At 67.1% G+C, this 22,432-nt stretch carries 11 protein-coding genes and 1 tRNA gene; 7 read left to right on the forward strand and 5 right to left on the reverse strand.

The window, feature by feature from the left end:
- The first annotated feature begins 36 nt into the window (after positions 1–36).
- Complete coding sequence (locus U5O44_RS20640) at positions 37–1,167, forward strand: NAD(P)/FAD-dependent oxidoreductase (RefSeq protein WP_322590259.1); 1,131 nt, start codon at positions 37–39, stop codon at positions 1,165–1,167.
- A gap of 58 nt (positions 1,168–1,225) precedes the next feature.
- Positions 1,226–5,251 (forward strand): phosphoribosylformylglycinamidine synthase, encoded by a 4,026-nt coding sequence (purL, locus tag U5O44_RS20645; protein WP_322590260.1) that lies wholly within the window; start codon positions 1,226–1,228, stop codon positions 5,249–5,251.
- Between the two features lie 108 nt (positions 5,252–5,359).
- Here purL and U5O44_RS20650 read toward each other — a convergent pair whose 3' ends face one another.
- Together U5O44_RS20650 and U5O44_RS20655 are read right to left on the reverse strand one after the other, a co-directional pair.
- On the reverse strand, positions 5,360–5,989 hold the full coding sequence (locus U5O44_RS20650) for a TetR/AcrR family transcriptional regulator (RefSeq protein ID WP_322590261.1): 630 nt from the start codon (positions 5,987–5,989) through the stop codon (positions 5,360–5,362).
- 245 nt (positions 5,990–6,234) lie between these two features.
- Positions 6,235–7,041: a pseudouridine synthase gene (locus tag U5O44_RS20655; protein WP_322590262.1), complete on the reverse strand. Its 807-nt coding sequence runs from the start codon at positions 7,039–7,041 to the stop codon at positions 6,235–6,237.
- Positions 7,042–7,581: 540 nt separating this feature from the next.
- Here U5O44_RS20655 and U5O44_RS20660 point away from each other — a divergent pair.
- Positions 7,582–8,418: an undecaprenyl-diphosphate phosphatase gene (locus U5O44_RS20660; protein ID WP_322590263.1), complete on the forward strand. Its 837-nt coding sequence runs from the start codon at positions 7,582–7,584 to the stop codon at positions 8,416–8,418.
- On the opposite strand, the gene trmB is transcribed toward U5O44_RS20660, so the two are convergent.
- Complete coding sequence (gene trmB / locus U5O44_RS20665) at positions 8,402–9,196, reverse strand: tRNA (guanosine(46)-N7)-methyltransferase TrmB (RefSeq protein ID WP_322590264.1); 795 nt, start codon at positions 9,194–9,196, stop codon at positions 8,402–8,404. The genes U5O44_RS20660 and trmB overlap by 17 nt on opposite strands.
- Positions 9,197–9,391: 195 nt before the next feature.
- Between trmB and dacB the strand changes: the two genes are divergently transcribed.
- The gene (gene dacB, locus U5O44_RS20670) at positions 9,392–10,906 is read left to right on the forward strand and encodes a D-alanyl-D-alanine carboxypeptidase/D-alanyl-D-alanine endopeptidase (RefSeq protein ID WP_322590265.1); all 1,515 of its coding nucleotides are present in this window, start codon (positions 9,392–9,394) and stop codon (positions 10,904–10,906) included.
- 26 nt (positions 10,907–10,932) lie between these two features.
- Positions 10,933–11,006 (forward strand) — tRNA-Gly (locus tag U5O44_RS20675).
- A 121-nt stretch (positions 11,007–11,127) separates the two neighbouring features.
- Here the strand turns inward: U5O44_RS20675 and U5O44_RS20680 are convergent.
- Positions 11,128–12,999 carry a TolC family outer membrane protein gene (locus tag U5O44_RS20680; RefSeq protein WP_322590266.1) on the reverse strand — a complete coding sequence of 624 codons (1,872 nt, stop codon included), beginning with the start codon at positions 12,997–12,999 and terminating at the stop codon, positions 11,128–11,130.
- A gap of 283 nt (positions 13,000–13,282) precedes the next feature.
- Here U5O44_RS20680 and U5O44_RS20685 point away from each other — a divergent pair, with 283 nt between their 5' ends.
- Together U5O44_RS20685 and U5O44_RS20690 are read left to right on the forward strand one after the other, a co-directional pair.
- Positions 13,283–14,023, forward strand: coding sequence for a transglutaminase-like cysteine peptidase (locus U5O44_RS20685; protein ID WP_322590267.1), 741 nt, complete (start codon positions 13,283–13,285; stop codon positions 14,021–14,023).
- A 22-nt stretch (positions 14,024–14,045) separates the two neighbouring features.
- Positions 14,046–15,947: an EAL domain-containing protein gene (locus tag U5O44_RS20690; RefSeq protein WP_322590268.1), complete on the forward strand. Its 1,902-nt coding sequence runs from the start codon at positions 14,046–14,048 to the stop codon at positions 15,945–15,947.
- A 102-nt stretch (positions 15,948–16,049) separates the two neighbouring features.
- Here U5O44_RS20690 and U5O44_RS20695 read toward each other — a convergent pair whose 3' ends face one another.
- Positions 16,050–22,259: a Calx-beta domain-containing protein gene (locus tag U5O44_RS20695; RefSeq protein ID WP_322590269.1), complete on the reverse strand. Its 6,210-nt coding sequence runs from the start codon at positions 22,257–22,259 to the stop codon at positions 16,050–16,052.
- Positions 22,260–22,432: the final 173 nt, after the last annotated feature.

Here is a 22,432-nt window from a genome sequence, read left to right on the forward strand (position 1 = left end):
GCGGATTATCGCACCGGGGGTCGGCTAAGCTTGTGCATGGACAAGATCGACACCATCGTCATCGGCGCCGGCGTGGTCGGACTGGCCGCGGCCCGGGCTCTGGCGCAGACCGGCCGGGACGTCATCGTGCTCGAAGCGGCGGATGCCTTCGGCACGGTCACCAGCGCCCGCAACAGCGAGGTGGTCCACGCCGGCCTCTACTACCCCACGGGATCGCTGAAGGCGCGGCTGTGCGTTGCGGGCAATGCCCGGCTCTACGCCTACTGCGCCGAGCGCGGCATCGCGCACCGCCGCTGCGGCAAGCTCATCGTGGCCACCCGCGACGCGCAGCGCGACCAGCTCGACGCGCTGCACGCCCAGGCCCGCGCCAACGGCGTCCACGATCTGCAGCGCCTGAGCGGCGACGAGGCCCGCGCGATGGAGCCAGCGCTGGCCTGCGTGGCGGCGCTGTGGTCGCCCTCGACCGGCATCATCGACAGCCACGGGCTGATGCTGGCGCTGCTCGGTGACGCCGAGGCGGCGGGGGCGTCGCTGGCGCTGTGTTCGCCGGTGACGGGTGGCGAGATCACGGCGGACGGGATCGTGCTCGACGTGGGCGGCGCGCAGCCGATGCAGATCCTCGCCCGCGAGGTGGTCAACGCGGCGGGCCTGAGCGCGCCGGCCGTCGCCCGCGGCCTGCGCGGCTGGTCGGCGACGCCGGAGGCCGTGGCGCAGCAGCCGGTGGCGCATTTCTGCAAGGGCAACTACTTCGCCTGCAGCGGTCGGCCGGCGTTCTCGCGGCTGGTGTACCCGATCCCGGAGGCGGCGGGGCTGGGTGTGCACGTCACGCTCGACCTGGGCGGGCAGATGCGCTTCGGTCCCGACGTGGAGTGGCTCGACATCACCGACGCGGCGCAGATCGACTACGCCGTGCGCCCGGAGCGGGTGCAGGGCATGGCCGAGGCGATCCGCCGCTACTGGCCGGGGCTGCCGGACGGGGCGCTGAGCCCGAGCTATTCGGGCGTGCGGCCCAAGCTGGGTGGGCCGGACGTGGCCGCGGCGGACTTCCGCATCGACGGGCCGGCGGTCCACGGCGTGCCGGGGCTGGTGCAGTTGCTGGGCATCGAATCGCCGGGATTGACCTCGTGTCTGGCGATCGCGGACGAGGTGGTGCAAGCCTTGTCCTGAGCGAGAACACCAAGCTCCCCTAAAATCGCACGCTTTCCAGCCCTTCGGGACTCACCGCGTGTCTTCATCCTCCAAGCACCTCCAGCATTTCGAGGGCGGCAACGCCCTTTCCGCGTTCCGCGCCCAGGCGCTGCTGCCCCGCCTGCAGGCCGTCAGCGCCCGCATCGTCGATGTCACGGCGCGCCATGTGCATTGGGTGTGGAGCGACGCGGCGCTGGACCGCGAGAACCTCGACAAGCTCTCGGCGCTGCTGACCTACGGTGACGCGTACACCGCGAAGCCGGAGGGTGCGCTGATCGTCGTGATGCCCCGGCTGGGCACGCTGTCGCCCTGGGCCTCGAAGGCCACCGACATCGCCCGCAACTGCGGCGCCACGCTGCACCGCGTCGAGCGGGTCACCGAGTACCGGCTGGTGCTGAAGTCCGGCCTGCTGGACACGTTCAAGGGCGGCGCCAAGCCGCTGACGGCCGAGGAGCTGCAGGCCTGCGCGCTGGTGCTGCACGACCGCATGACCGAGTCGGCCGCCTTCGAGCGGGAGGCTGCCCGCCACCTGTTCGACGAGCAGCCGGCCGAGCCGCTGGCGCACGTCGATGTGCTGGGGCAGGGCCGCGCGGCGCTGGTCGTGGCGAACAAGGACTTCGGGCTGGCGCTGTCCGAGGACGAGATCGACTACCTGGTGAACGCTTTCACCGGCCTGGGCCGCAACCCGAGCGATGTCGAGCTGATGATGTTCGCGCAGGCGAACTCCGAGCACTGCCGCCACAAGATCTTCAACGCCGACTTCACCCTCGACGGCGAGCGTCAGCCGATGAGCATGTTCGGCATGATCCGCAACACCGAGAAGATGTCGCCGCAGTCCACCGTGGTCGCCTACAGCGACAACGCCTCGGTGATGCAGGGCGGCGTGATCGAGCGCTGGATGCCGCAGGGCTACACCAACGCGCCGCAGTACGGTGCCCGCGAAGAGCTGGTGCATGTGCTGATGAAGGTCGAGACGCACAACCACCCGACGGCGATTTCCCCGTTCCCTGGTGCGGCGACTGGTGCGGGCGGCGAGATCCGCGACGAAGGCGCGACCGGCCGGGGCTCCAAGCCCAAGGCGGGCCTGACCGGCTTCAGCGTGTCGAACCTGAACCTGCCCGGCACCAACGAGCCGTGGGAGAGCGACCCCATCGGCAAGCCGGCGCACATCGCCAGCCCGCTGCAGATCATGACCGACGGCCCGCTAGGCGGCGCCGCGTTCAACAACGAGTTCGGCCGGCCCAACCTGGCGGGTTACTTCCGCGTGTTCGAGCAGGACGTGGCCGGCGTGCGGCGCGGCTACCACAAGCCGATCATGATCGCCGGCGGCCTGGGCACCATCGCCGACAGCCAGACGCACAAGCTGCCGTTCGGCGCCGGCACGCTGCTGATCCAGCTCGGCGGGCCGGGCATGCGCATCGGCATGGGCGGCGGCGCCGCGTCGTCGATGGCGGCCGGCACCAACACCGCGTCGCTCGACTTCGACTCGGTCCAGCGCGGTAACCCCGAGATCCAGCGCCGCGCGCAGGAGGTCATCAGCCACTGCTACGCCCTCGGCGCGAGCAACCCGATCGTGGCGATCCACGACGTGGGCGCGGGCGGCATCAGCAATGCGTTCCCCGAGCTGGTGGATGGCGCGGGCAAGGGCGCGACCTTCGACATCCGCAAGGTGCCGCTGGAAGAGACCGGTCTGGCGCCCAAGGAAATCTGGTGCAACGAGAGCCAGGAGCGCTACGTGATGGCGGTGACGCCGGAGGCGCTGCCGCTGTTCGACGAGATGTGTCGCCGCGAGCGCGCGCCGTATGCGGTGGTGGGCATCGCCACCGATGACCGCGAGCTGGTGCTCGAAGACGGCCCCGGTGGCGAGCGCCCAATCGACATGCCGATGGACGTGCTGCTCGGAAAACCACCGAAGGTCCACCGCGACGTGACCCGCTTGCAGCGCACCGAGGCGCCCCTGAACCTGACGGGCGTGCAGCTCGACGAGGTGGCCTTCAGCGTGCTGCGCCACCCGACGGTGGCGTCCAAGCGTTTCCTCATCACCATCGGCGACCGCACCGTGGGCGGCCTGAGCCACCGCGACCAGATGGTCGGGCCGTGGCAGGTGCCGGTGGCGGACTGCGCCGTGACGCTGGCCGACTACAGCGGCTTCCGCGGCGAGGCGATGGCGATGGGCGAGCGCACGCCGCTGGCCGCGCTGGACGCGCCCGCCTCGGGCCGCATGGCGGTGGCCGAGTCCATCACCAACCTGCTGGCCGCGCCATTCGAGCTGTCGCGCGTGAAGCTGTCGGCGAACTGGATGGCCGCGTGCGGCGAGCCGGGCGAGGACGCCGCGCTGTACGAGACGGTCAAGGCGGTCGGGATGGAACTCTGCCCTGCGCTCGGCGTGGGCATTCCGGTCGGCAAGGATTCGCTGTCGATGCGCACCAAGTGGAGTGACGACGGGCTGAATGGGCAGGTTCAGAAGCAGGTCGTCGCTCCCGTGTCGCTGATCGTCACCGCGTTCGTCACGCTGGACGACGTGCGCGGCACGCTGACGCCGCAACTGAAGACTGACACGCCCGCGGGCCTCGACACCTCGCTGATCCTGATCGACCTCGGCAACGGCAAGAACCGCATGGGCGGCTCGATGCTGGCGCAGGTGATCGGCCAGTTCGGCCATGAAGTCCCGGACGTGGACGACCCGGCGCAGCTCAAGGCGCTGGTCACCGTCATCAACCAGTTGCGCACCGAGGGCAAGCTGCTGGCCTACCACGACCGCAGCGACGGCGGGCTGTGGGCGGCGGCGTGCGAGATGGCGTTTGCCGGCCATGTCGGCGTGAGCCTGAACGTGGACATGCTGGTCACCGAAGGCGACGGCATCACCGACAGCCGCGCCGACACCGGCGACTCGAAGAACTGGGCCACCCAGGTCGGCGAGCGCCGCAACGAGCTGACGCTGAAGGCGCTGTTCAACGAGGAACTTGGCGCCGTGATCCAGGTGCCGACCAGCGTGCGCAACGAGGTGATGCAGACGCTGCGCGCCCACGGCCTGAGCAAGCACAGCCACGTCATCGGCAAGACCAATGACCGCGCGGCGGTCGAGGTCTGGCGCGACGCCAAGACGGTGTTCACGGCGCCGCTGCAGAAGTTGCAGCAGGCGTGGGACGACGTGAGCTGGCGCATCGCCGCGCAGCGCGACAACCCGGTCTGCGCGGACAGCGAACACGCGGCGGTGGGCGCGCCCGACGACACTGGGCTGCACGTCGCGCTGAGCTTCGATCCACGGGAGGACGTGGCCGCGCCGTTCATCGGCAAGGCGCGGCCGAAGGTGGCGATCCTGCGCGAGCAGGGCGTGAACTCGCACGTCGAGATGTCCTACGCGATGGCCAAGGCCGGCTTCGATACCTTCGATGTCCACATGACCGACCTGCAGCGCGGCCGCGCGCGGCTGGACCAGTTCCAGGGTTTCGTGGCCTGCGGCGGCTTCAGCTATGGCGACACGCTGGGCGCAGGCGAGGGCTGGGCGCGCTCGGTGCTGTTCAACCCAGCGCTGGCCGAGCAGTTCGCCGCTTTCTTTGGGCGCACCGATACCTTCGCGCTGGGCGTGTGCAACGGCTGCCAGATGATGGCCGCGCTGTCACCAATCATCCCCGGCGCGCAGGACTGGCCGAAGTTCACCCGCAACAAGAGCGAGCAGTTCGAGGCGCGGCTGAGCCTGGTCGAGGTGCTGGAGAGCCCGTCGATCTTCTTCCAGGGCATGGCCGGCAGCCGCCTGCCGATCGCGGTCGCACACGGCGAAGGCTTTGCCGACTTCTCGCAGCGGGGTGACGCGGCCAAGGTGCAGCGCGCCATGCGGTTCGTCGACCACGCGGGTCGCCCGACCGAAGCCTATCCGCTCAACCCGAACGGCAGTCCGGACGGCCTGACCTCGGTGACGACGGCGGATGGCCGGTTCACGGTGCTGATGCCGCACCCGGAGCGGGTGTTCCGCAATGTGCAGATGAGCTGGACCTCGGGCGCGGTGTCCGAGCAGAGCCCGTGGCTGCGCATGTTCGGCAACGCACGAAAGTGGGTGGGCTGAAGCGGGGGAGGGCATCTCCTGGCAAGCGCATGTGTGGGGAAAGCGCTTGCCGGTCCTGGAAATGCAACGGCACCGGAATCGGTGCCGTTCAGACAGACTCGGTGAGAGTCAGGTCGGATCGGCGTCGGATGCCGGCGGCACGATCGGGTGCGCTAGCGTGGACTGCATGGCGGCGCGGATGACCTGCGCCGCTTCGTCCGCACATTCGGGCAGTTGTTCGACCCGATCCTGTTCGATGGCTTGCAGCACGATTTCGGTGAGAGATCCGATGATCGCGTTGGCCTGCCAGACGTTGAGTTCGCTGTCCGGCTGCTCGGCGGTGCTGGCGATCAGCTCCGCGAGCTGCTGGTGCACCTTGCGCCGCGCCTGCAGGCCTTCGGGGCCGACGGCGAGCACATCGATGAACAGCGTGCGCATCAGCAGCGGGTTGGCGGCCAGATGGCTGAAATAGGCCTTCACGGCGTGGTCGACGCGAGCAGGCCATTGCTGTTCTGGTTCGATGGCCTTTGCGAGGCTGTTCAGGCCGCGCTGGCTGGCGTTTTCATACAAGGAGATCAGGCATTCTTGCTTGGTTCTGAAGTGTTCATAGAACGTACGCTTTGAAACACGTGCCGCCGTGGCGATGTCGGCGATCGTGGTATCGGCATACCCTTTGGTGGCCACGCAGCGAGCCATGCCTTCAAGAAGCCGGGTGCGGTGGTCTAGCGAAGAAGAAATTATGGCTGTTTGTTCGATCATGAGGCTTCCCCACATCCCAATCGTACTTTAGCTTTTATTCCTAAAAGCAGCAAAAGTGATAAAAATGGGTACTTTTTATTACCGTTGTGCTAACAATGACGGCAGTTCGATAGGCGTTGACGACCTGAGGATCGACTTGACATCAGCCGCGTCAGTGTCAGCGAAAGCGTTCGTTTGGGATGCGAGAAAGTGGTACGGTTCTGCCCCGTTTATTGACTGCATGTATCCGTAAATCGGTGAACGATTCACGCAAAATATTCATCGCGCCGCAGATATCGCCATTGACCCGGGGGCAGATGGCCCAGTGACACGCTGCCGATGCGCACCCGTTTCAGTCCGACCACCTTGAGCCCGACGGCTTCGCACATGCGGCGGATCTGGCGCTTGCGGCCCTCGCGCAGCACGAAACGCAGCTGGTCCTCGTTCTGCCAGCTGACCTTGCAGGGTCGCAGCACGTGGTCATCCAGCGTGAGCCCGTGGTTGAGCAAGGCGAGGTCGGCATCGGGCAGGCGGGGGCCATGGTGGTATTCGACACGGACGAGGTATTCCTTCTCGACGTTCGAGTCTTCTCCTATCAACTGCCGGGCGACCCGGCCGTCCTGGGTCAGCACCAGCAACCCCACCGAGTCGATGTCCAGACGGCCGGCAGGCGCCAGGCTGCGCATGTGGCCGGGATGCCAGCGCAGACCGGACTGGTCCTCTTTCCACTGGTTCTCGGGGCGAAGCAGCACGGAGGCTGGCTCATAGCCATCCTCTGCCTGGCCACTGACATAGCCGATCGGCTTGTTGAGGAGGATGGTGACACGCTGCGCCTGCTCGCGGTGTGCGGCGGGATCAACGACGATCTTGTCATCCGGACGAACCCGCTGTCCCAGCACGGCCAGACGGCCATTCACGCGCACCCAGCCAGCCTCGATCCACTCGTCGGCCTCCCGGCGCGAGGCCAGTCCCAGGGCCGTCATGCGCTTGGAGAGGCGGTCGCCCTCGGCCGACGCCGGGCTGGAGGCCCGCACTGGCTGTGCTGCGGGAGGAGTTGCCCGCTCCAGGCCCATCTGGCGAGCGGCCTGAGGATTGACGACGCTTTTCAGTGGCCTCGACGCAGCGGGCTGGCGAGGGGGCTCTGGAAGCTGTTGCCGGGTCGGTGCTGGGACGTCCCTGCGGGGGCCGTTGCGGTCGGCCAGATTCTGGGCGAAGCGCTGGTTGTTGACGCTTAAGGGGACGTTGCCCTCTCTGCGCGGCGGCTGCGGGCGGCGCTCTTCGCGGGCAGGAGCAGCGTCCCGGTCCCGGTCCCGGAACTGCTGTTGCTCCATGCGCTGCGCCTGTGCCTCGGCAAGGGTCGGACGCCCACGTGCCCCCTGGCCTCGCAGCGGGCCTCGCCCTGCGGGTCTCCCATGATCAAGGGACGGGGTGGGCTTTTTTTTCAAAGTGAGTGTGACCATGTCGTCATGTGAGCACCGGCCCAAGGCTTCCGGAACGGAACACCACTGCGCCTGTGCTATCTTGTTTTGCAGTATTGAACACCAGTATCAGGCCCCGTCAATCGGGGCGTTTTCTTGTCCGAGCTTGTCAGAGTCGAATCGAAGGGTAGTGTCGTGGATGTTGTGATCTTGTTGAAGGCCGCGGTGATGGGCATCGTCGAGGGCTTGACCGAATTCCTGCCCATCTCGAGTACCGGGCATCTGATCCTGGCCGGGCAGCTGCTGGACATGAAAGCACACATGACCGAGGCCACGCTCAAGGTCTTCGACATCTCGATCCAGACCGGTGCGATCTTCGCGGTCATCCTGGTCTACTGGCAGCGGCTGTCGAGCACCGTCACCCACCTGGGCAGCAGCCGTGATGCGCGGCGCTTTGCGTTGAATGTGCTGATCGGCTTTCTCCCGGCCGTCATCCTCGGCTTGTTGATCGGCAAGATGGTCAAGGAGCACCTGTTCACTCCGGTCATCGTGGCCTCGGCGTTCATCGTCGGCGGCCTGATCATCCTGTGGGCCGAACGCCGGCCGGCCAGCGCCGTGCGCGTGCATTCGGTGGATGACATGACGGCGCTGGATGCACTGAAGGTCGGTGCTGTGCAGTGTTTTGCGATGATTCCAGGCACAAGCCGCTCTGGCTCCACCATCATCGGCGGCATGCTGATGGGCCTGTCGCGTCAAGCCGCGACCGATTTCAGCTTCTTTCTGGGCATCCCGACGCTGATTGGCGCTGGCGCCTACAGCCTGCTCAAGGAGCGTGAACACCTGTCGGTGGCCGATGCGCCGATGTTCATCGTCGGTCTGGTGTTCTCCTTCTTGTCCGCCTGGCTGTGCGTGCGCTGGTTGTTGCGCTATGTGGCGACGCACAATTTTGTGCCTTTTGCCTGGTACCGCATCGCCTTCGGCTTGCTGATCCTGGTGACGTCCTACACCGGGCTGGTCAGCTGGCAGGAGTAGGTCCGGCTTCGCTGCTGCGGCGTCGGAACACCAGATCCCAGACGCCATGCCCCAGCTTCAGGCCGCGATTCTCGAACTTGGTCAGCGGGCGGTAGTCGGGGCGAGGGGCATAGCCGTCTGCCGTGTTGCACAGGTCTGACTCGGCTGACAGGACCTCCAGCATCTGTTCGGCATAGGGTTGCCAGTCGGTTGCGCAGTGCAGGTAGCCGCCGGGCGCCAACCGCGTGACCAGACGGGCCACGAACTCGGCCTGGATGAGGCGGCGCTTGTTGTGCTTCTTCTTGTGCCAGGGATCCGGAAAGAAGATGTGCACACCGGAAAGCGATGCGGGGGCGAGCATCTGTTCCAGCACCTCCACGGCATCGTGCTGGACGATGCGCAGATTGGTCAGTCCCTGCTCGTCGATCAGCTTGAGCAGTGCGCCGACACCGGGCGTGTGCACCTCGACACCGAGGAAGTCCACCTCGGGCTGCCGTGCGGCAATCTCGGCGGTCGCACCACCCATGCCGAAGCCAATTTCCAGCACCAATGGGGCCGAGCGGCCCCAGACAGTCGGTGGATCCAGCAAGCGGTCAGACCACGGCAGCACGAAGCGCGGTCCAAGCACCTCCAGTGCACGCAATTGCCCCGTGCCCATGCGGCCGGCCCGTACCACGAAGCTGCGGATCGAGCGGTGGTGGGTGGCGGGTAGACCCGGCTGTTCGGAGGGCGTGGCAGTCTCGGGCAAGGTCGGCGCGAGCGGTTCAGGCTGGTCGGGGGTCGGATCTGTGGCGGTCATGGACAATGGACGATGGCAACGGGTTACCGCTGGTGTGCAGTCGGTACGAATATTTCAGAATGGAATCCCTGAAACCGGTGGTCGCGTTATTGCGGTGGCGAGTCCGGGCTATTTGGCCTATGCGCTTGTGTGATGCAGGCCTAGGCTCAGGCCATGAGTGATTTTGCATCAAGCGACGTGGTCGACGGTTCTCCCATGTGTCCTTCCCGGCGGCATTGGCTGGCGCTGGCCGCTGCGACCTCCGCTGGACTGGCAGTTGATCCCGTTCTGGCCCGAACCCGCAAGGCGGTACCGACTGCGCCTGCGACGGCGTTGGCGGCGCCGGGTGACCTGCTGCCGCCTGTGCTGCAGGACCGCCTCCACGACACAGGACTCGCGGTCGACGGGTTCGGGCTGCACATCCAGGCGCTGGACGGTGCGCCGGCTGTGCTGTCCTGGCAGGCGACACGGCCATTCGTGCTGGCATCGACGTCCAAGCTGATCACGTCGATGGCGGCGCTGGACCTGCTCGGTCCGGGCTACCGGTGGCGTACGCGGGCCTACCTCAGCGGTCCGCTCAGCAATGGGCGCCTGCTGGGCGATCTGGTGATCCGGGGTGGCGGTGACGCGAGTCTGACCTCACAGGATCTTCTGGCCTGGTTCCAGCAGTTGCGTGAACAGGGGCTGCAGGAAATCTGGGGCGACATCATCCTCAACCGGGAAGCCTTCAGTCTGCGTCCGCAAGACATGGCATCGACCCCGGAGCCTTCGCCCGATCGGCCGCACCATGTCCGCCCGGACGCGCTGGCACTGGACGCCGGTGTGGTGAGCGTTGCCGTGCAGTCGGACGGCGGTGGGCGGGCCAACATCCATGTGACGCCGCCGATGCGGGACGTCAAGTTGATCAACGCATTGGGTCGCGGCGGCGCCTGTGTGGCCAGCGCCGTCTACCGGGATGTCGAGGGGACGCCACAGCCGCAACTGCAGGTCAATGGCCAGTGGTCGGCCAGGTGTGGGGCGCAGCAGATCCGCTTCTCGCCTGTCAGCATGAGGGATCTGGGGCTGCGGGGCATCGAAGGATTGTGGCTGCAGGCGGGCGGTGTGCTGCGTGGACGGGTGGTGGAGCACACCGCGTTTTCTCCCGTGCCCTGGCAGGTGGCCGATCCGCAGTCCGGTGCCGGCGCACCCTTTTCCGAGCATGTCTCCGACCCCTTGTCTACGCTCCTGATCGACATGAACAAGCGCAGTGACAATCTGGTCGCGCGCCACCTGATGCTCAGCCTGGCACCGGACTTCCCCAATCGTCCCGCCACGGCCACCGCGGCCCAGGCGCGTGTGCGCGATTGGCTGACCCGCAAGGGGATTCGCAAGGAATGGGCCGGACTGGATACCGGCTCAGGCCTGTCGCGCCAGGAAAAAGCGACGCCGCAGGCGATGGTGCACCTGCTGAGCCGTGCGGCGCGTGGTCCGCAGGGGAAATTGCTGCTGAAGTCCCTGCCGATCGCCGGGGTTGATGGCACGCTGGAGGGGCGCCTGCGCGGGGGAGCAGCGGAAGGACAGGCCTGGCTGAAGACCGGCACCTTGCTCGACACCCGTGGCCTGGCCGGTTATGTGCGCACCCGCAGCGGACGCATGCTGGGGGTGTGTCTGCTCGCCAACCACGCCGAGAATGTCGCAGCCGCAACGCCTGCACTCGATGCCTGTGTCGAATGGGCGGCGCGTCTGGCATAATCGCGGCCTGCAGTTTCTGGCAGCGTGCGGGTGTAGTTCAATGGTAGAACGGCAGCTTCCCAAGCTTCATACGTGGGTTCGATTCCCATCACCCGCTCCAGAATAGACCGCGACAGGTTCCGCAGAGTTCAAAACCAGAAAGCCCTTGAGTGTTGATCCTCAAGGGCTTTTTTGTCGATGCTTCGATCTGCGCGAGGCCGTGAAGACTGCGCGCAAGAGGCTCAGCGGTTGCTTTCCTTGACGATGTACCACTCGCTGCCGCGGCGCTTCCAGATCAGCGACTTCTGGCTCTTGTCGTTGAAATCCTTCGAGGCGTAGTGCTGCTCGAACCTGGTTTCCACGGTGTCGGCCGAAATGGTGCGGCGCTGCACATTCGCAATCTTCAGGTCGACCGCGCCGTCCTTCTTGAGGAGCTTGGTTCGGTTGGCGAACCACACCGACCGGGCAACGCCGGTTGGCTGGAACTTGGGATCATAGAAGCTCAGGTAGCGGGTGACATCCTTGGCCGTCCAGGCGCCGACCCAGTCGAGCAGACGCTGCGACACCGGGGTCGCCATCGATGCATCCGCTGTGGGGGCCGCTGCGGTGGCTGGCGCCATGGTGCGCGAGCCTGGGAGCGCGCTCACGGCGGGTGCGGCGGCAGCGGCGATGGGGGCCATGGTTGCGCTTTGCTGGCGAGCACGCGCGTCCAGATCCGCTTTCGGTGTCACGGCCAGATCGGTTGCGCTCAGCGGGCAGCGGGTGGCCGCATCGTCGCCCGCTTGCCAGTAGCGGCCTTCCGGGAGGTCGTTCTCGCCTGCCCCTGCCCGTGTCAGCCCTAGCGCAGCAACCAGGCTGCTGGCCGCTGCATGGGTGCGGGCCTTGGCGATCACCAGATCCAGTTCGGCATTGGTGTAGGCGCGCCGAGCGCTGTACAGCTCGTTTTCGGAGTTCAGCAGGTCCAGCAGTGTGCGCTGACCGATGTCGAATTGCTGGCGGTAGGCATCGCGCACTTTCTCGCTTGACAGCACGTGCCGGTCCAAATAACTCAGTTGGTCGGTGAGTTTCTGGATGTCGTGGTAGGCGATGGCGGCGGTCTGACGAGCGTCGCGGCAAGCCTTGTCGCGCACATCGGTGGCTTGGTTGAGCAGGTTGGCCGCCTGACGTACCCGTGCCTTGTCCGATCCGCCGTTGTACAGGTTCCAGTTCAGGGCCAGGCCGGCTGTGGTGTCACGTTTCTGGTCCGGCACACCGTCCAGATTGCTGCCGGCGGCGGCGCGCACCCGCGCTTCCACCCGCGGCTGGTACAGGTTGCCTTCGCGCTCGCGTGACTGTGCCTGGGCTGCGCGCAGATTTTCCACTGCCGCAGCAATCGATGCGCTGCGCTTCGCTGTCTGATCCAGCAGCGCAGTCGGCGTGGAAGGCAGACCTTTTTCGAGGCTGGCGACAGCAGGCATCTCGACCGGGGGCAGGGTGCCGACGATGCGCCGATAGCGCTCGGTGACATCGTGCAGGTTGGAGGTTTCGGTCGACAGATTCGACTCCGCCAGTGCGAGGCGGGCTGCCGCCTGCTCCAGATCGACGCCTCGCCCGACACCCGCCCGCACGCGGGACTGGCTCTGCTCCGTGACCTGTCGGTGCTGGACGTAGTTGTCTTCGGCGAGCTTCACCAGCCGGCGAGCGCGCTGCACATCCGCGTAGGCGCGCACACTCTCCTGGGCGACCTGTTCACTGGTGTCGATGAACTCGAAATAGCGCACCAGACGTGCATGCCCGAGCCGATCGACCTGGTTCATCGTGGCGAAGCCGTCCCAGAGCAGCTGCGTGGCGGACAGCGCCATGCCGGTGCTGGTCATGCCCTGGCTGGTCGTTCCTATGCGCTCGCGCGTGCGGTTGGCTTCTGCGCTGAGGTCGACGCGCGGGTAGTAGGCGCCGCGGGCGACATCGACCTCATCGACCGCTGCCCGGAAGGCGTTGAGTTTGGCGGTGACCTCGGGGTTGGTGGAAATCGCGCGCTGCACCGTGTCCTTGAGCGGATCGGTCGATTGCGCAAGCGCCACCTGACACGCCAAGACGAGCAGGCCGACGACAAGAGGAGAGGCTGCCTTATTCATTGTTTCATTGATCCTTGCGCTGGACTTCGGAGTTGACACATCTGTCGCCACATTCACTGACCGTGTTCATGTCCGATTGTCGCTCCCGAGAGACCCGTGGATGGAGGGTGTACTTCCGACGGCTATTTTGCTGTCCCGCCCGCGGTTACCTTGAACTGAGTATTCCACACCGCACCAGACACGTCCAAGTGATCCGCGCACTAAATCGCGCCCACTTGTGCCGGCCGTCGCGATTCGTGATGAAAGGCTACGGTTTTGCCCCTGCGGTGCCGACAACGTCCCCATGCGTGCTGTTGTACCTGTGTCACGAACTGTAACGACCCCCCGGAATCGGGAGGCGGACCAGCCGCGTCGCCACGGTACGTGCCTGCTGTCGCACTGGCTGGGCTGGGCGATGGCGGCGCTGGGCCTGCTGGTGGTGCCGGCTGCGCTGGCCTGGGAAGCCGAGCGCTTGCTCCATCTCGCAGGCCGGCAGGGCGGTCAGACGGCAGCGCTGGCGCAGACACTCACCGATGTGATCGGCCAGATGGCCCGTCAGGACGACGAGAGCCGGCTACAGACCATCAACCAGTTCTTCAACCGGCGCCTGTTGTTCCGGGAGGACATCGAGACCTGGGGCCAGATCGACTATTGGGCCAGTCCGCTGGAGTTTCTGGACCGTGGTCAGGGTGACTGCGAGGACTACGCGATCGGCAAGTACTTCTCGCTGATTGCCTCCGGTGTACCGCCGACCAGGCTGCGCATGGTGTACGTCAAGGCCATCTTTGGCGGGCAGACGGCAGTCCAGCAGGCACACATGGTGCTCGCGTACTACCCGAGTTCCGGCGCCGATCCGCTCATCCTGGACAACCTCATCGGCGACATCCGCCCCGCGTCCAAGCGCCCGGATCTGATCCCTGTCTTCAGTTTCAACTCGGAAGGCCTGTGGCAGGGAACCCAGGGTCCGGGTGCTGGCGATGCCGTGGCGCGCTTGTCGCGCTGGCGAGAAGTGCTGGTCAAAGCAAGAGATCAGGGGTTTCTGTGAACACACAAGAAAAGGAGTCGGCATGTCGCTGATTCGACAGATCTGGATATTGATCCTGGGCACGATCTTGTTGTCCTGCGCCGGAAGCGTGCTCGTTTCGGTCTGGACAGCGAAAAATTCGCTGGAAACACAGCTTTCGGTGAAAAACAACGACAACGCCCAATCGCTGGCGCTGTCGCTGTCGCACCAGGGCCAGGATGCAGCGCTGCTGGGAATATCGATTTCCGCGCAATTTGATACCGGGCATTACCAATCGATCATCCTGCGGTCGCCGGATGGCTCGACGCGCTTCTCCCGGGTCGCCGGCGAGGTCAGTCTGGCGGCACCGGCCTGGTTTGTCCGCATGGTGCCGATCCGGCCCACGGCGGGCGTCGGCCAGGTCCTCAACGGCTGGACGCAGATCGGGACGCTGGAGGTGGTGAGTCAGTCCGCCTATGCCTATGCCGGACTCTGGTCGGCGTGCCTGAGCATCACCTTGTGGACCTTCGCGATCGGGCTGGTGGCTGCATCGCTGGGCCACCTTGCCGTGCAGCGCCTGCGCCGACAGCTGGACGAGGTGGTGCAGCAGGCCGATGCACTGACCCAGCGCCGCTTCGTGCGCGTCAAGGAGCCGCGTACGCCGGAGCTGCGCCGTGTGGCCCGGGCGATGAACCAGATGGTCTCCCGCATCAATCAGATCTTCTCCGAGCAGGCGGAACAGGTCGACCAGCTCCGCGTCCAGGCGAGCTGCGACCCCTTGACTGGCATCTCGCACCGGCGGCATTTCCTGGCCAGTTTCGAGTCGCAGATCGAGCGCGAGGAATCGTCTGCCCTGACGCAGCTGGTGCTGGTGCGGGTGCGGCGGCTGGCCGATGTCAACCGTGTGCTGGGGCACCAGCGCACCGATCAGCTGCTGCGCGCCCTGGCCCACGCGCTGGGCGAGTCCAACGCCAACGGGGCGGTGGCGACGTGCCACGGTCGACTGAACGGTTCGGATTTTGCGGTCGTGTTTCCCCATGCCAACGAGCGCGACGATCCTGCGGTCGAGCTGCTGGAGCGGCTGCGGCTGCGGCTGGCAGACAACCCCGGCGTGGCCGTGGTGGTGGCCTCGGTGGGTTGCCGTCCGGGCAGCACGGTGCCGGAGCTGTTGACCAAGGCGGACATGGGGCTGGCCGATGCCGAGCTGAAGGGCGATTTTGCCTACGTCGCCAATGGCCTGGAGCCGGCGCCGATGCAAGGCGGCGAGGACACCTGGCGCAAGGCGCTGCAGGCCACGCTGCTGGCGGCGCGGGTCCAGCTGATGCAGTTTCCGGTGAGCGACCGGCTGGGCGATCTGGTGCACCTGGAGTGTCCGATGCGCCTGCAGCTGGAGGAGAACGGCCCGTTCGAGCCGGCGGCGCGCTGGTTGCCCTTTGCATTGCGGACGGGCATGAGCTGCGATGTGGACATGGCCGCAGTGGCCCTGGCGGTCACGGCGATTGCGTCGGATGGCCGGCCGCGCGGGGTCAACCTGTCGCCGCAGTCGCTGTCGCATCCGCAGTTCCTGCCGCGTCTGCGCGAACGCATCGCGGCCTCGGGGGCTTCGGCCAAGCAGCTCTGGGTGGAGGTGGACGAGTCGGCGCTGGAGCGCCATCCGGACGCGCTGATCGAGCTGTGCCGCCAGTTGCGCCCGCACGGTGTCCACCTGGGGCTGGAGCATGCGGGCGACCGCCTGTCGTCCATCGGCCTGTTGCTGGAGCCGGGGCTGGATTACGTGAAGATCGCGTCCAGCTGGGCCAGCGGCGTGCGGCACGATGCGGCCCGGCGCGCGTGGCTGCGCAGTTCGGTGGCGATGCTGCACGGCGTCGGGCTGAAGGTGTTCGTGGAAGGTGTGCAGGACGCCGAGGATCTGCCGGAGCTGTGGGCCTGCGGGGTGGATGGCGTGACGGGGCCGGCCGTGAAGTGAGCGGACTGCACGGGGCATGAAAAACCGCCTTGGTGGAATGCCAAGGCGGTTTTGGTGCGTCTGGAGGACACCCCTTGCGGGGTGTGCGGAACGCTCGAATGCTCAGTTGTCCACGATCAGCTTGCCTTGGGTCAGCAGGGTGGAGATGATCTGGCTGTCGGTGGCGGTGTTGGCCAGCCCCAGCGAGTCCCGCAGATCGACGCCCGACAGCACGATGGTCTGGTCTTCGGCTGCCGCGCTGTAGGTGCCGCTGGCGAAGGCGCCGGTCGAGCTGACGTGGATGGTGGTGGTGGCCGCACTGCCGCTGCCGGCGAAGCTGAACTCCAGATAGTTCTCCAGCGTGCCGGAGGTCTCGCCGGCCAGCAGATCGCGCAGGTCGATGATGTCGCCGCCGGCCGAGGGCAGCCGGGTGTCGAAGTCGGTGATGGTGTCGACCGTCGGGGTGCCGAGGGCGCCTTGCTCGCTCAGTGACCAGGCGAAGACATCCGCGCCCGCGCCGCCGGTCAGCAGGTCGTTGCCTTGGCCGCCGATCAGCGTGTCGTTGCCCAGCAGTCCTGTGAGCCGGTCATCGCCGTCGCCGCCCACCATGTAGTCCGCACCCGTGCTGCCGACGAGGCTGTCGGCGCCGCTGGTGCCGGCGTGGGTGGCGGTGGGGATCACTTCGCTGTTGAGGACCGAGGAGGTCGAGGTGCCGACCGTGACCACGATGTCGGCGTGCTGGGTGTCGCCGTCCTTGTCGGCGATGACATACGACAGGATCTCCGTCTGCGTGGTGGTCGCCAGACTGCCCGGCACGCGGTACTCGTAGGTGCCGTCGTCCAGGTCGATGTGGAAGCGTCCGCCCGCGGCGGTGGTCACCACCAGGGTCTTGGTGCTGGAGACGTAGGTGTGGCGGTCGGTGCCGCCGCTGACGGCGATGGGGTCGCTGCTGCCGCTGCCCGCGCCGCTGGTGAGGTAGGTGTAGGTCACGCCATCGACGGTGACCGACTGCACGTTGCCCTTGTCGGCGCCGACCTGACCACCAGTGCGGAACCTGCCACCGGTGCTCAGCTCTCCGGAGGGGATCGGCACCGTGTTCTGCAGCACGCTGTTGAGCTGGTTCAGGTCGGTGACCACGGTGGCACTGCTCTCGGCCTGGGTGGTGCCGTTCCAGGCCACGGGGTTCAGCGCGTTCTGGCCGACGTCGGTGGTGATGCCGATGGCGTAGGCGTTGATGCTGTTGGTGTTCAGGAAGGTCTTCCAGGTGCCTTCTTCGGTGGTGTTGACACCGATGCTCGCCGCCGGTGCCGTCGGGTTGCCGTCGGAGACGAAGTAGGCCACGTTCTGGCCGGACGCCTGTCGTCCGGTCGCGGTGAACGCAGCGGTGGTGGCCGTGAGGGCGGCGTCGTAGTTGGTGGCGCCGCCAGCGGCTGAGATGGTGTTCAGTGCCGCATTGGCTTGCGCGACGGTCAGCCAGGTGGTGTCCTCTGGCGCTGCGGCATTGGCGAAGGTCACCAGCCGGACCATCACGGTGCCGAACTCGCTGTAGCTGGCCATCAGGCTGGTGATGGCCGCCTTGGCGGCTTGCAGGCGGGTCTGGCCGGCCAGGGCGCCGGTCTCGATTTCGGTGTTCATCGAGCCGGACGTGTCCAGCGTGATCAGCAGGTTGGTGTCCTGCAGGCGCACCGAGCTGGTCTGGGTGACCAGCGCCGTGGGCGAGTCGTCCTCGATGCGGACGCTGACCGTGCCCGGGCTGCTGAGCGCGCCATCGCTGACGACGATGCCGAAGTCCAGCTGCAGGGCATCTTCGCCGGCGGCCGGGTGGTCGATCGGGCCGGACAGGGTGACGGTGTACTGGCCGTCGTCGCCGATGACGGCGCGGATGATTTCCGGTCCTCCGTCTGCACGGCCGATCAGGGTCTTGGTGTCTTCGCCAGTCCAGGTGATCGGGATGCCGGCCTGGGTGTAGCTGGCCGTCACGGCCGACCAGTTCACCGTCATCGCGCTGCCTTCGATGTCGCGCAGACCGACCTGCCCGGTGTTGACGACCAGGTTGGTGGTGTCGACCATGCCGGTCGTGTCGACGAGACCGCCCGTCAAGCCTTCTTCGGACAACGGCGTCACCGCGCCTGCCGTCACGATCGGCGCGTCGTTGACCGGGTTGATGGCCAGTGTCAGCGTGCCGTTCACCGGGTTGGCGCCGTCGGTGACGGTGTAGGTGATGGCGGGCACCAGGCCGTCGTAGTTCGGCAGCGGCGTGAAGGTGTAGAGGCCGGTGGGCGCGATGGTGATGGTGCCGACGCCGGGGATGGTTGCGGTCGTGCCGGGCGCGTAGGGCGTGCCGCCGACATTGAAGCCGGTGACGACGAGCGGATCGCCGTTGGCGTCGGTGTCGTTGGTCAGCACCGAGCCGGTGATCGGCGTGTCTTCATCGCCGCTGCCGGTGTCCGGGTTGGCGATGGGAGCGACGTCGTCGTCTGCGATGCTGCCCGTACCGGAAGCGGTGGGGGATGCCGTGGTGCCGGCCGTGGTCGTGGCCGTCAGCGTGAAGGCTTCGGACGGCTCGATCGCCTTGTCGTTGTTCAGCGGCGTGCGCACCAGCAGCGTCGTGGTGTTCGGGGCGAAGGTGGCGCTGGTGGCGTTCGTCCAGGTGGCACCGCCGTCGGCCGACACCTGCAGGTTGTCCGGGCCGGTGCTGCCGTAGTCGACGCCCAGGCCCTTGGCCACGCCGTCGCTCAGCGCAAGTCCGACCGTGGTCGCCGTCGTGGACGGATTGCTCAGGGTGAGCGTGAAGACCGCGTGGCCGCCCGCGAGGTTTTCCACCACCGTCGGGCTGTCGATCGTCAGGCGCGGCGTGTCGTCGTCCGGGGTCACACCGGGCGGGACGGGGCCGGTGCCATCGTCCTTGATCGTGCCCAGGCCGAGGCCGTCGGCGATGGTGGCGTTGGTCGGCGCGGAGAGGTTGAGGGTGAAGGTCTCGGGGCCCTCGAAGACGGTGTCGTTGAGGATCGGCACCGTGACCGTCTGGGTCATGACGCCAGGGGCGAATGTGGCGGTGCCGGTGACCGCGGTGTAGTCCAGTCCGGCGAGCGCCGTGCCGTCCGCGCTGGCATAGGCCACCGTCACGGCCATCTTGGCGGCATTGCTCAGCGTGAGCGTGAAGGTGGCCGTGCCGGCGCCTTCGTCGACGACCACATCGTTGATCGAAATGGCCGGCTTGTCGTTGTCCAGCGGTGTGTCGGTGGGCGTGTCGGGCGAGACCGGGCCGGTGCCATCGTCGACGATGGTGCCGACGCCCGTGCCGTCCTTCGTGGGATCCACACCGGTGCCGGCCGCGCTCACCTTGGCGTTGGTCGGATCGGCCAGGACGATCTGGAACGTCTCCGCGCCTTCATAGACCGTGTCGTTCAGCAGCGGGACGCTGATGGTCTTGGTCAGCTCGCCCGGCGCGAAGGTCAGCGTGCCCAGCACGGCGTCGTAGTCGAAGCCGGCTTCGGCGGTGCCGTTGACGCTGCCGTACTTGACGGTGACCGGCAGGTCCGACGGGTTCGACAGCGTCACGGTGAAGACCGCGGACTTCGAGGCCTCGTTGACCAGCACGTCGTTGATGGTGACCAGCGGGCGGTCATCGTCCGGGGTGACGCCATCGGGCACGGTGCCACTGCCGTCGTCCATGATGGTGCCCTGGCCGAGCGGGTCGCTGATCAGCGCGTTGGCGCTCGGGTTGCCCAGGTTGACGGTGAAGGTTTCCGCGCCTTCGTAGACGGCATCGTTGAGGATGGGGACGGTGATCGACTTGCTGGTCTCGCCGGGGGCGAAGGTCACGGTGCCGGTGACGGCGGTGTAGTCCAGGCCGGCCTTGGCGGTGCCGTCGGCGGTGGCGAAGTCGATCGTCACGGGTGTGGTGGCGGTGCCGGCCAGCGTGACGGTGAAGGTGGCGGTGCCCGCCGCTTCGTTGACGATGACGTCGTTGATGGTGGCTTTCGGGCGGTCGTCGGTGGGCGTGACGCCGTCGGGCACGGTGCCGGTGCCGTCGTCCTTGATGGTGCCCAGGCCCAGGCCGTCGACGATGAGGGCGTTGTCGCTCGGGCTGCTGAGGTTGATCGTGAAGGTTTCCGGGCCTTCGAAGACGGTGTCGTCGTTGATCGGCACCGAGATGGTCTTGGTCCGCTCGCCCGGGGCAAAGGTCAGGGTGCCGGTGACGGCGGTGTAGTCGCTGCCGGCCAGTGCGGTGCCGTCTTCGCTGGCGTAGCGCACGGTCACGGGAGTCGAGGCTGCGCCCGTCAGGGTCACCGTGAAGGTGGCGGTGCCAGTGGCTTCGTTGACGGTGATGTCGTCGATCAGCAGGCCTGGCAGGTCGACGATGGTGGCGGTGCCGGTGGCGCTGGCGTTGGTGGTGCCGTCCGCGGGCGTGACCGTCGTGGCCTGGAGCGTGAAGGTCTCGCCCGAGTCGTCGAGCTTGTCCGCCACCAGCGGCGTGCGCACCAGCACACCGGTCTGGCCGGGTGCGAAGGTGGCGGTGGACGCATCGGCCCAGGTCTTGCCGCCGTCGCTGGAAACCTGCAGGTGACCAGCACCGCCGCCCGCCGTGCCGTAGTCGACACCGCCGCCCGTGGCCGTGCCGTCTGCCAGGGCAAGCGACACGGTGGTGGCCACGTCGGAGGCCGCGCTCAGCGTCACGTTGAACACCGCGAAGCCGGCGCTTTCCGGCACGCTCAGGCTGCTGACGGCCAGCGTCGGCGCATCGTTGTTCCCGCCGGTGTCCTTGTTGACCTCATCGGAAATCGTCGTCGTCACGCTGGCCGCGGCGGCCACGACCGTGGCGCCGCTGGGTGCGCCCAGGGTGATGGTGTAGTCCTCCTTGCCCTCGAAGGTCGTGTCGTTGGTGATGGGCACCAGCACGGTCTTCGTGGTCTCGCCCGGGGCGAAGGTCAGGGTCTGGTCGACGGCGGTGTAGTCGCTGCCGGCCTTGGCCACGCCGTCGGCGGTCCTGACCTGCACGGTGACGGCGGTGTCGCTCTTGTCGCTCAGGGTGACGGTGTAGCTGGCGTTGCCCGCGGTCTCTGCGACTTCGGCAGGGCCGGCGATGGACACGCCGACCGCGGTGTCGGCCGGATCGGGATTGATCGTGCCGGTGCCGGTGGTGGGGGTCGTGTCGGCCGGTGCCTTCACGTCGAGGGTGATGGTTTCCGCCGGTTCCTTGTGCGGATCGTCCACGGTCGGGATGCGCACGATGACCGTGTCGATGCCCGGTGGCACGGTGACGGTCGTGCCGGTGACCGGCACCCAGGTGCTGCCACCGTCGAAGGAGACCTGCGGCGCTTCGGTGTCGACGCCCAGCGTCGCCGTGCCCGACTTGGGCAGCACGTCCAGCACCAGCGGCGTGTCGGACGGGTGGGTCAGCTTGACCGTGAAGTCGAGCGGCTTGCCTTCGTCGGCCGTCGGGCTGGTGATGCTGGCCACGCGTGCGGGGTCGCCGTTGTCGACGATGGTGGCCACGCCGGTCGGCTGGGTGACGTTGACGTCGCCGCTGACCACCGTGGCCGTCAGGGTGAAGGTCTCGTTCGGCTCGCGCAGGGTGTCGTCGGTGATGGGCGTGCGCACCAGCACCGAGGTGACGCCGGCCGGAATGGTCACGCTGGTGGCGTCGACCCAGGTGGCGCCGTTGTCGAGCGAGACCTGCAGGTTGGTGGGGCCGGTCGCCCCGTAGTCGACGCCCGCGCCGGCGGCCGTGCCGTCGGCGAGGGCCAGGTTCAGCGTGGTGGGGGTGTCCGAGGCGCGGCTGAGCTGCACGGTGAAGACGGCGTGGCCGGCCCCTTCGTCCACCGTCAGCGTGTTCACGCCCAGCCCGGGCAGGCCGGGTGCCACGGCTGCGGTATTGGCGGAAGGACCGGGCGGCACATACGGATCGGCGGCGACGGTGCTGTAGTCGAAGCCGTTCGGGCTGACGATCTCGATGACCCGAGTGGCGCGCTCGCCGCTGATGAGCGATCCGTCCTCACCGCCGCCCAGACCGGCACCCGGTGCTTCCGTGAGGTCACGGTCGCTGGGCACGCGTGCCAGCCGGTCGCCTTCGACCTGCAGCTGCACGATGCCGTTCTGCGCGGTCAGGATCACGTAGCCCTTGCGGACCATCTCCCCCACCTTCAGCTCGCGCACCGTGCCATCCGGCAGGCGCACCACGGCCTCGCCCCAGATGCCCACGACCATGCCTTCGGGCAGGCGCGCCGGCACGTAGTTCGGGTCCAGCGTCAGCCGTTGCAGGCTTTGCATCAGTCCGGCCTTGCCGGTGAGCAGGACGGATTTCAGGGTCGTGGCGGTGATGGTGGCCATGGAGTTCTTTCAGTTCGACGGAGCGACTTCGCCAGAATAGACCAAACCCCGTTTCGCTAACGCCGCGAATGCGCCGGAAAATGTGATTTGATGCACTTGAACGAGCAGTCTTCAAAGGATAACGAAGCCAATGCCCGTCCAGCCTTCCGGCCAAGAAAAAGCCCCTCGGATGA

It is taken from the genome of Sphaerotilus sp. (assembly GCF_034519685.1).
Classification (GTDB): Bacteria; Pseudomonadota; Gammaproteobacteria; order Burkholderiales; family Burkholderiaceae_C; genus Sphaerotilus.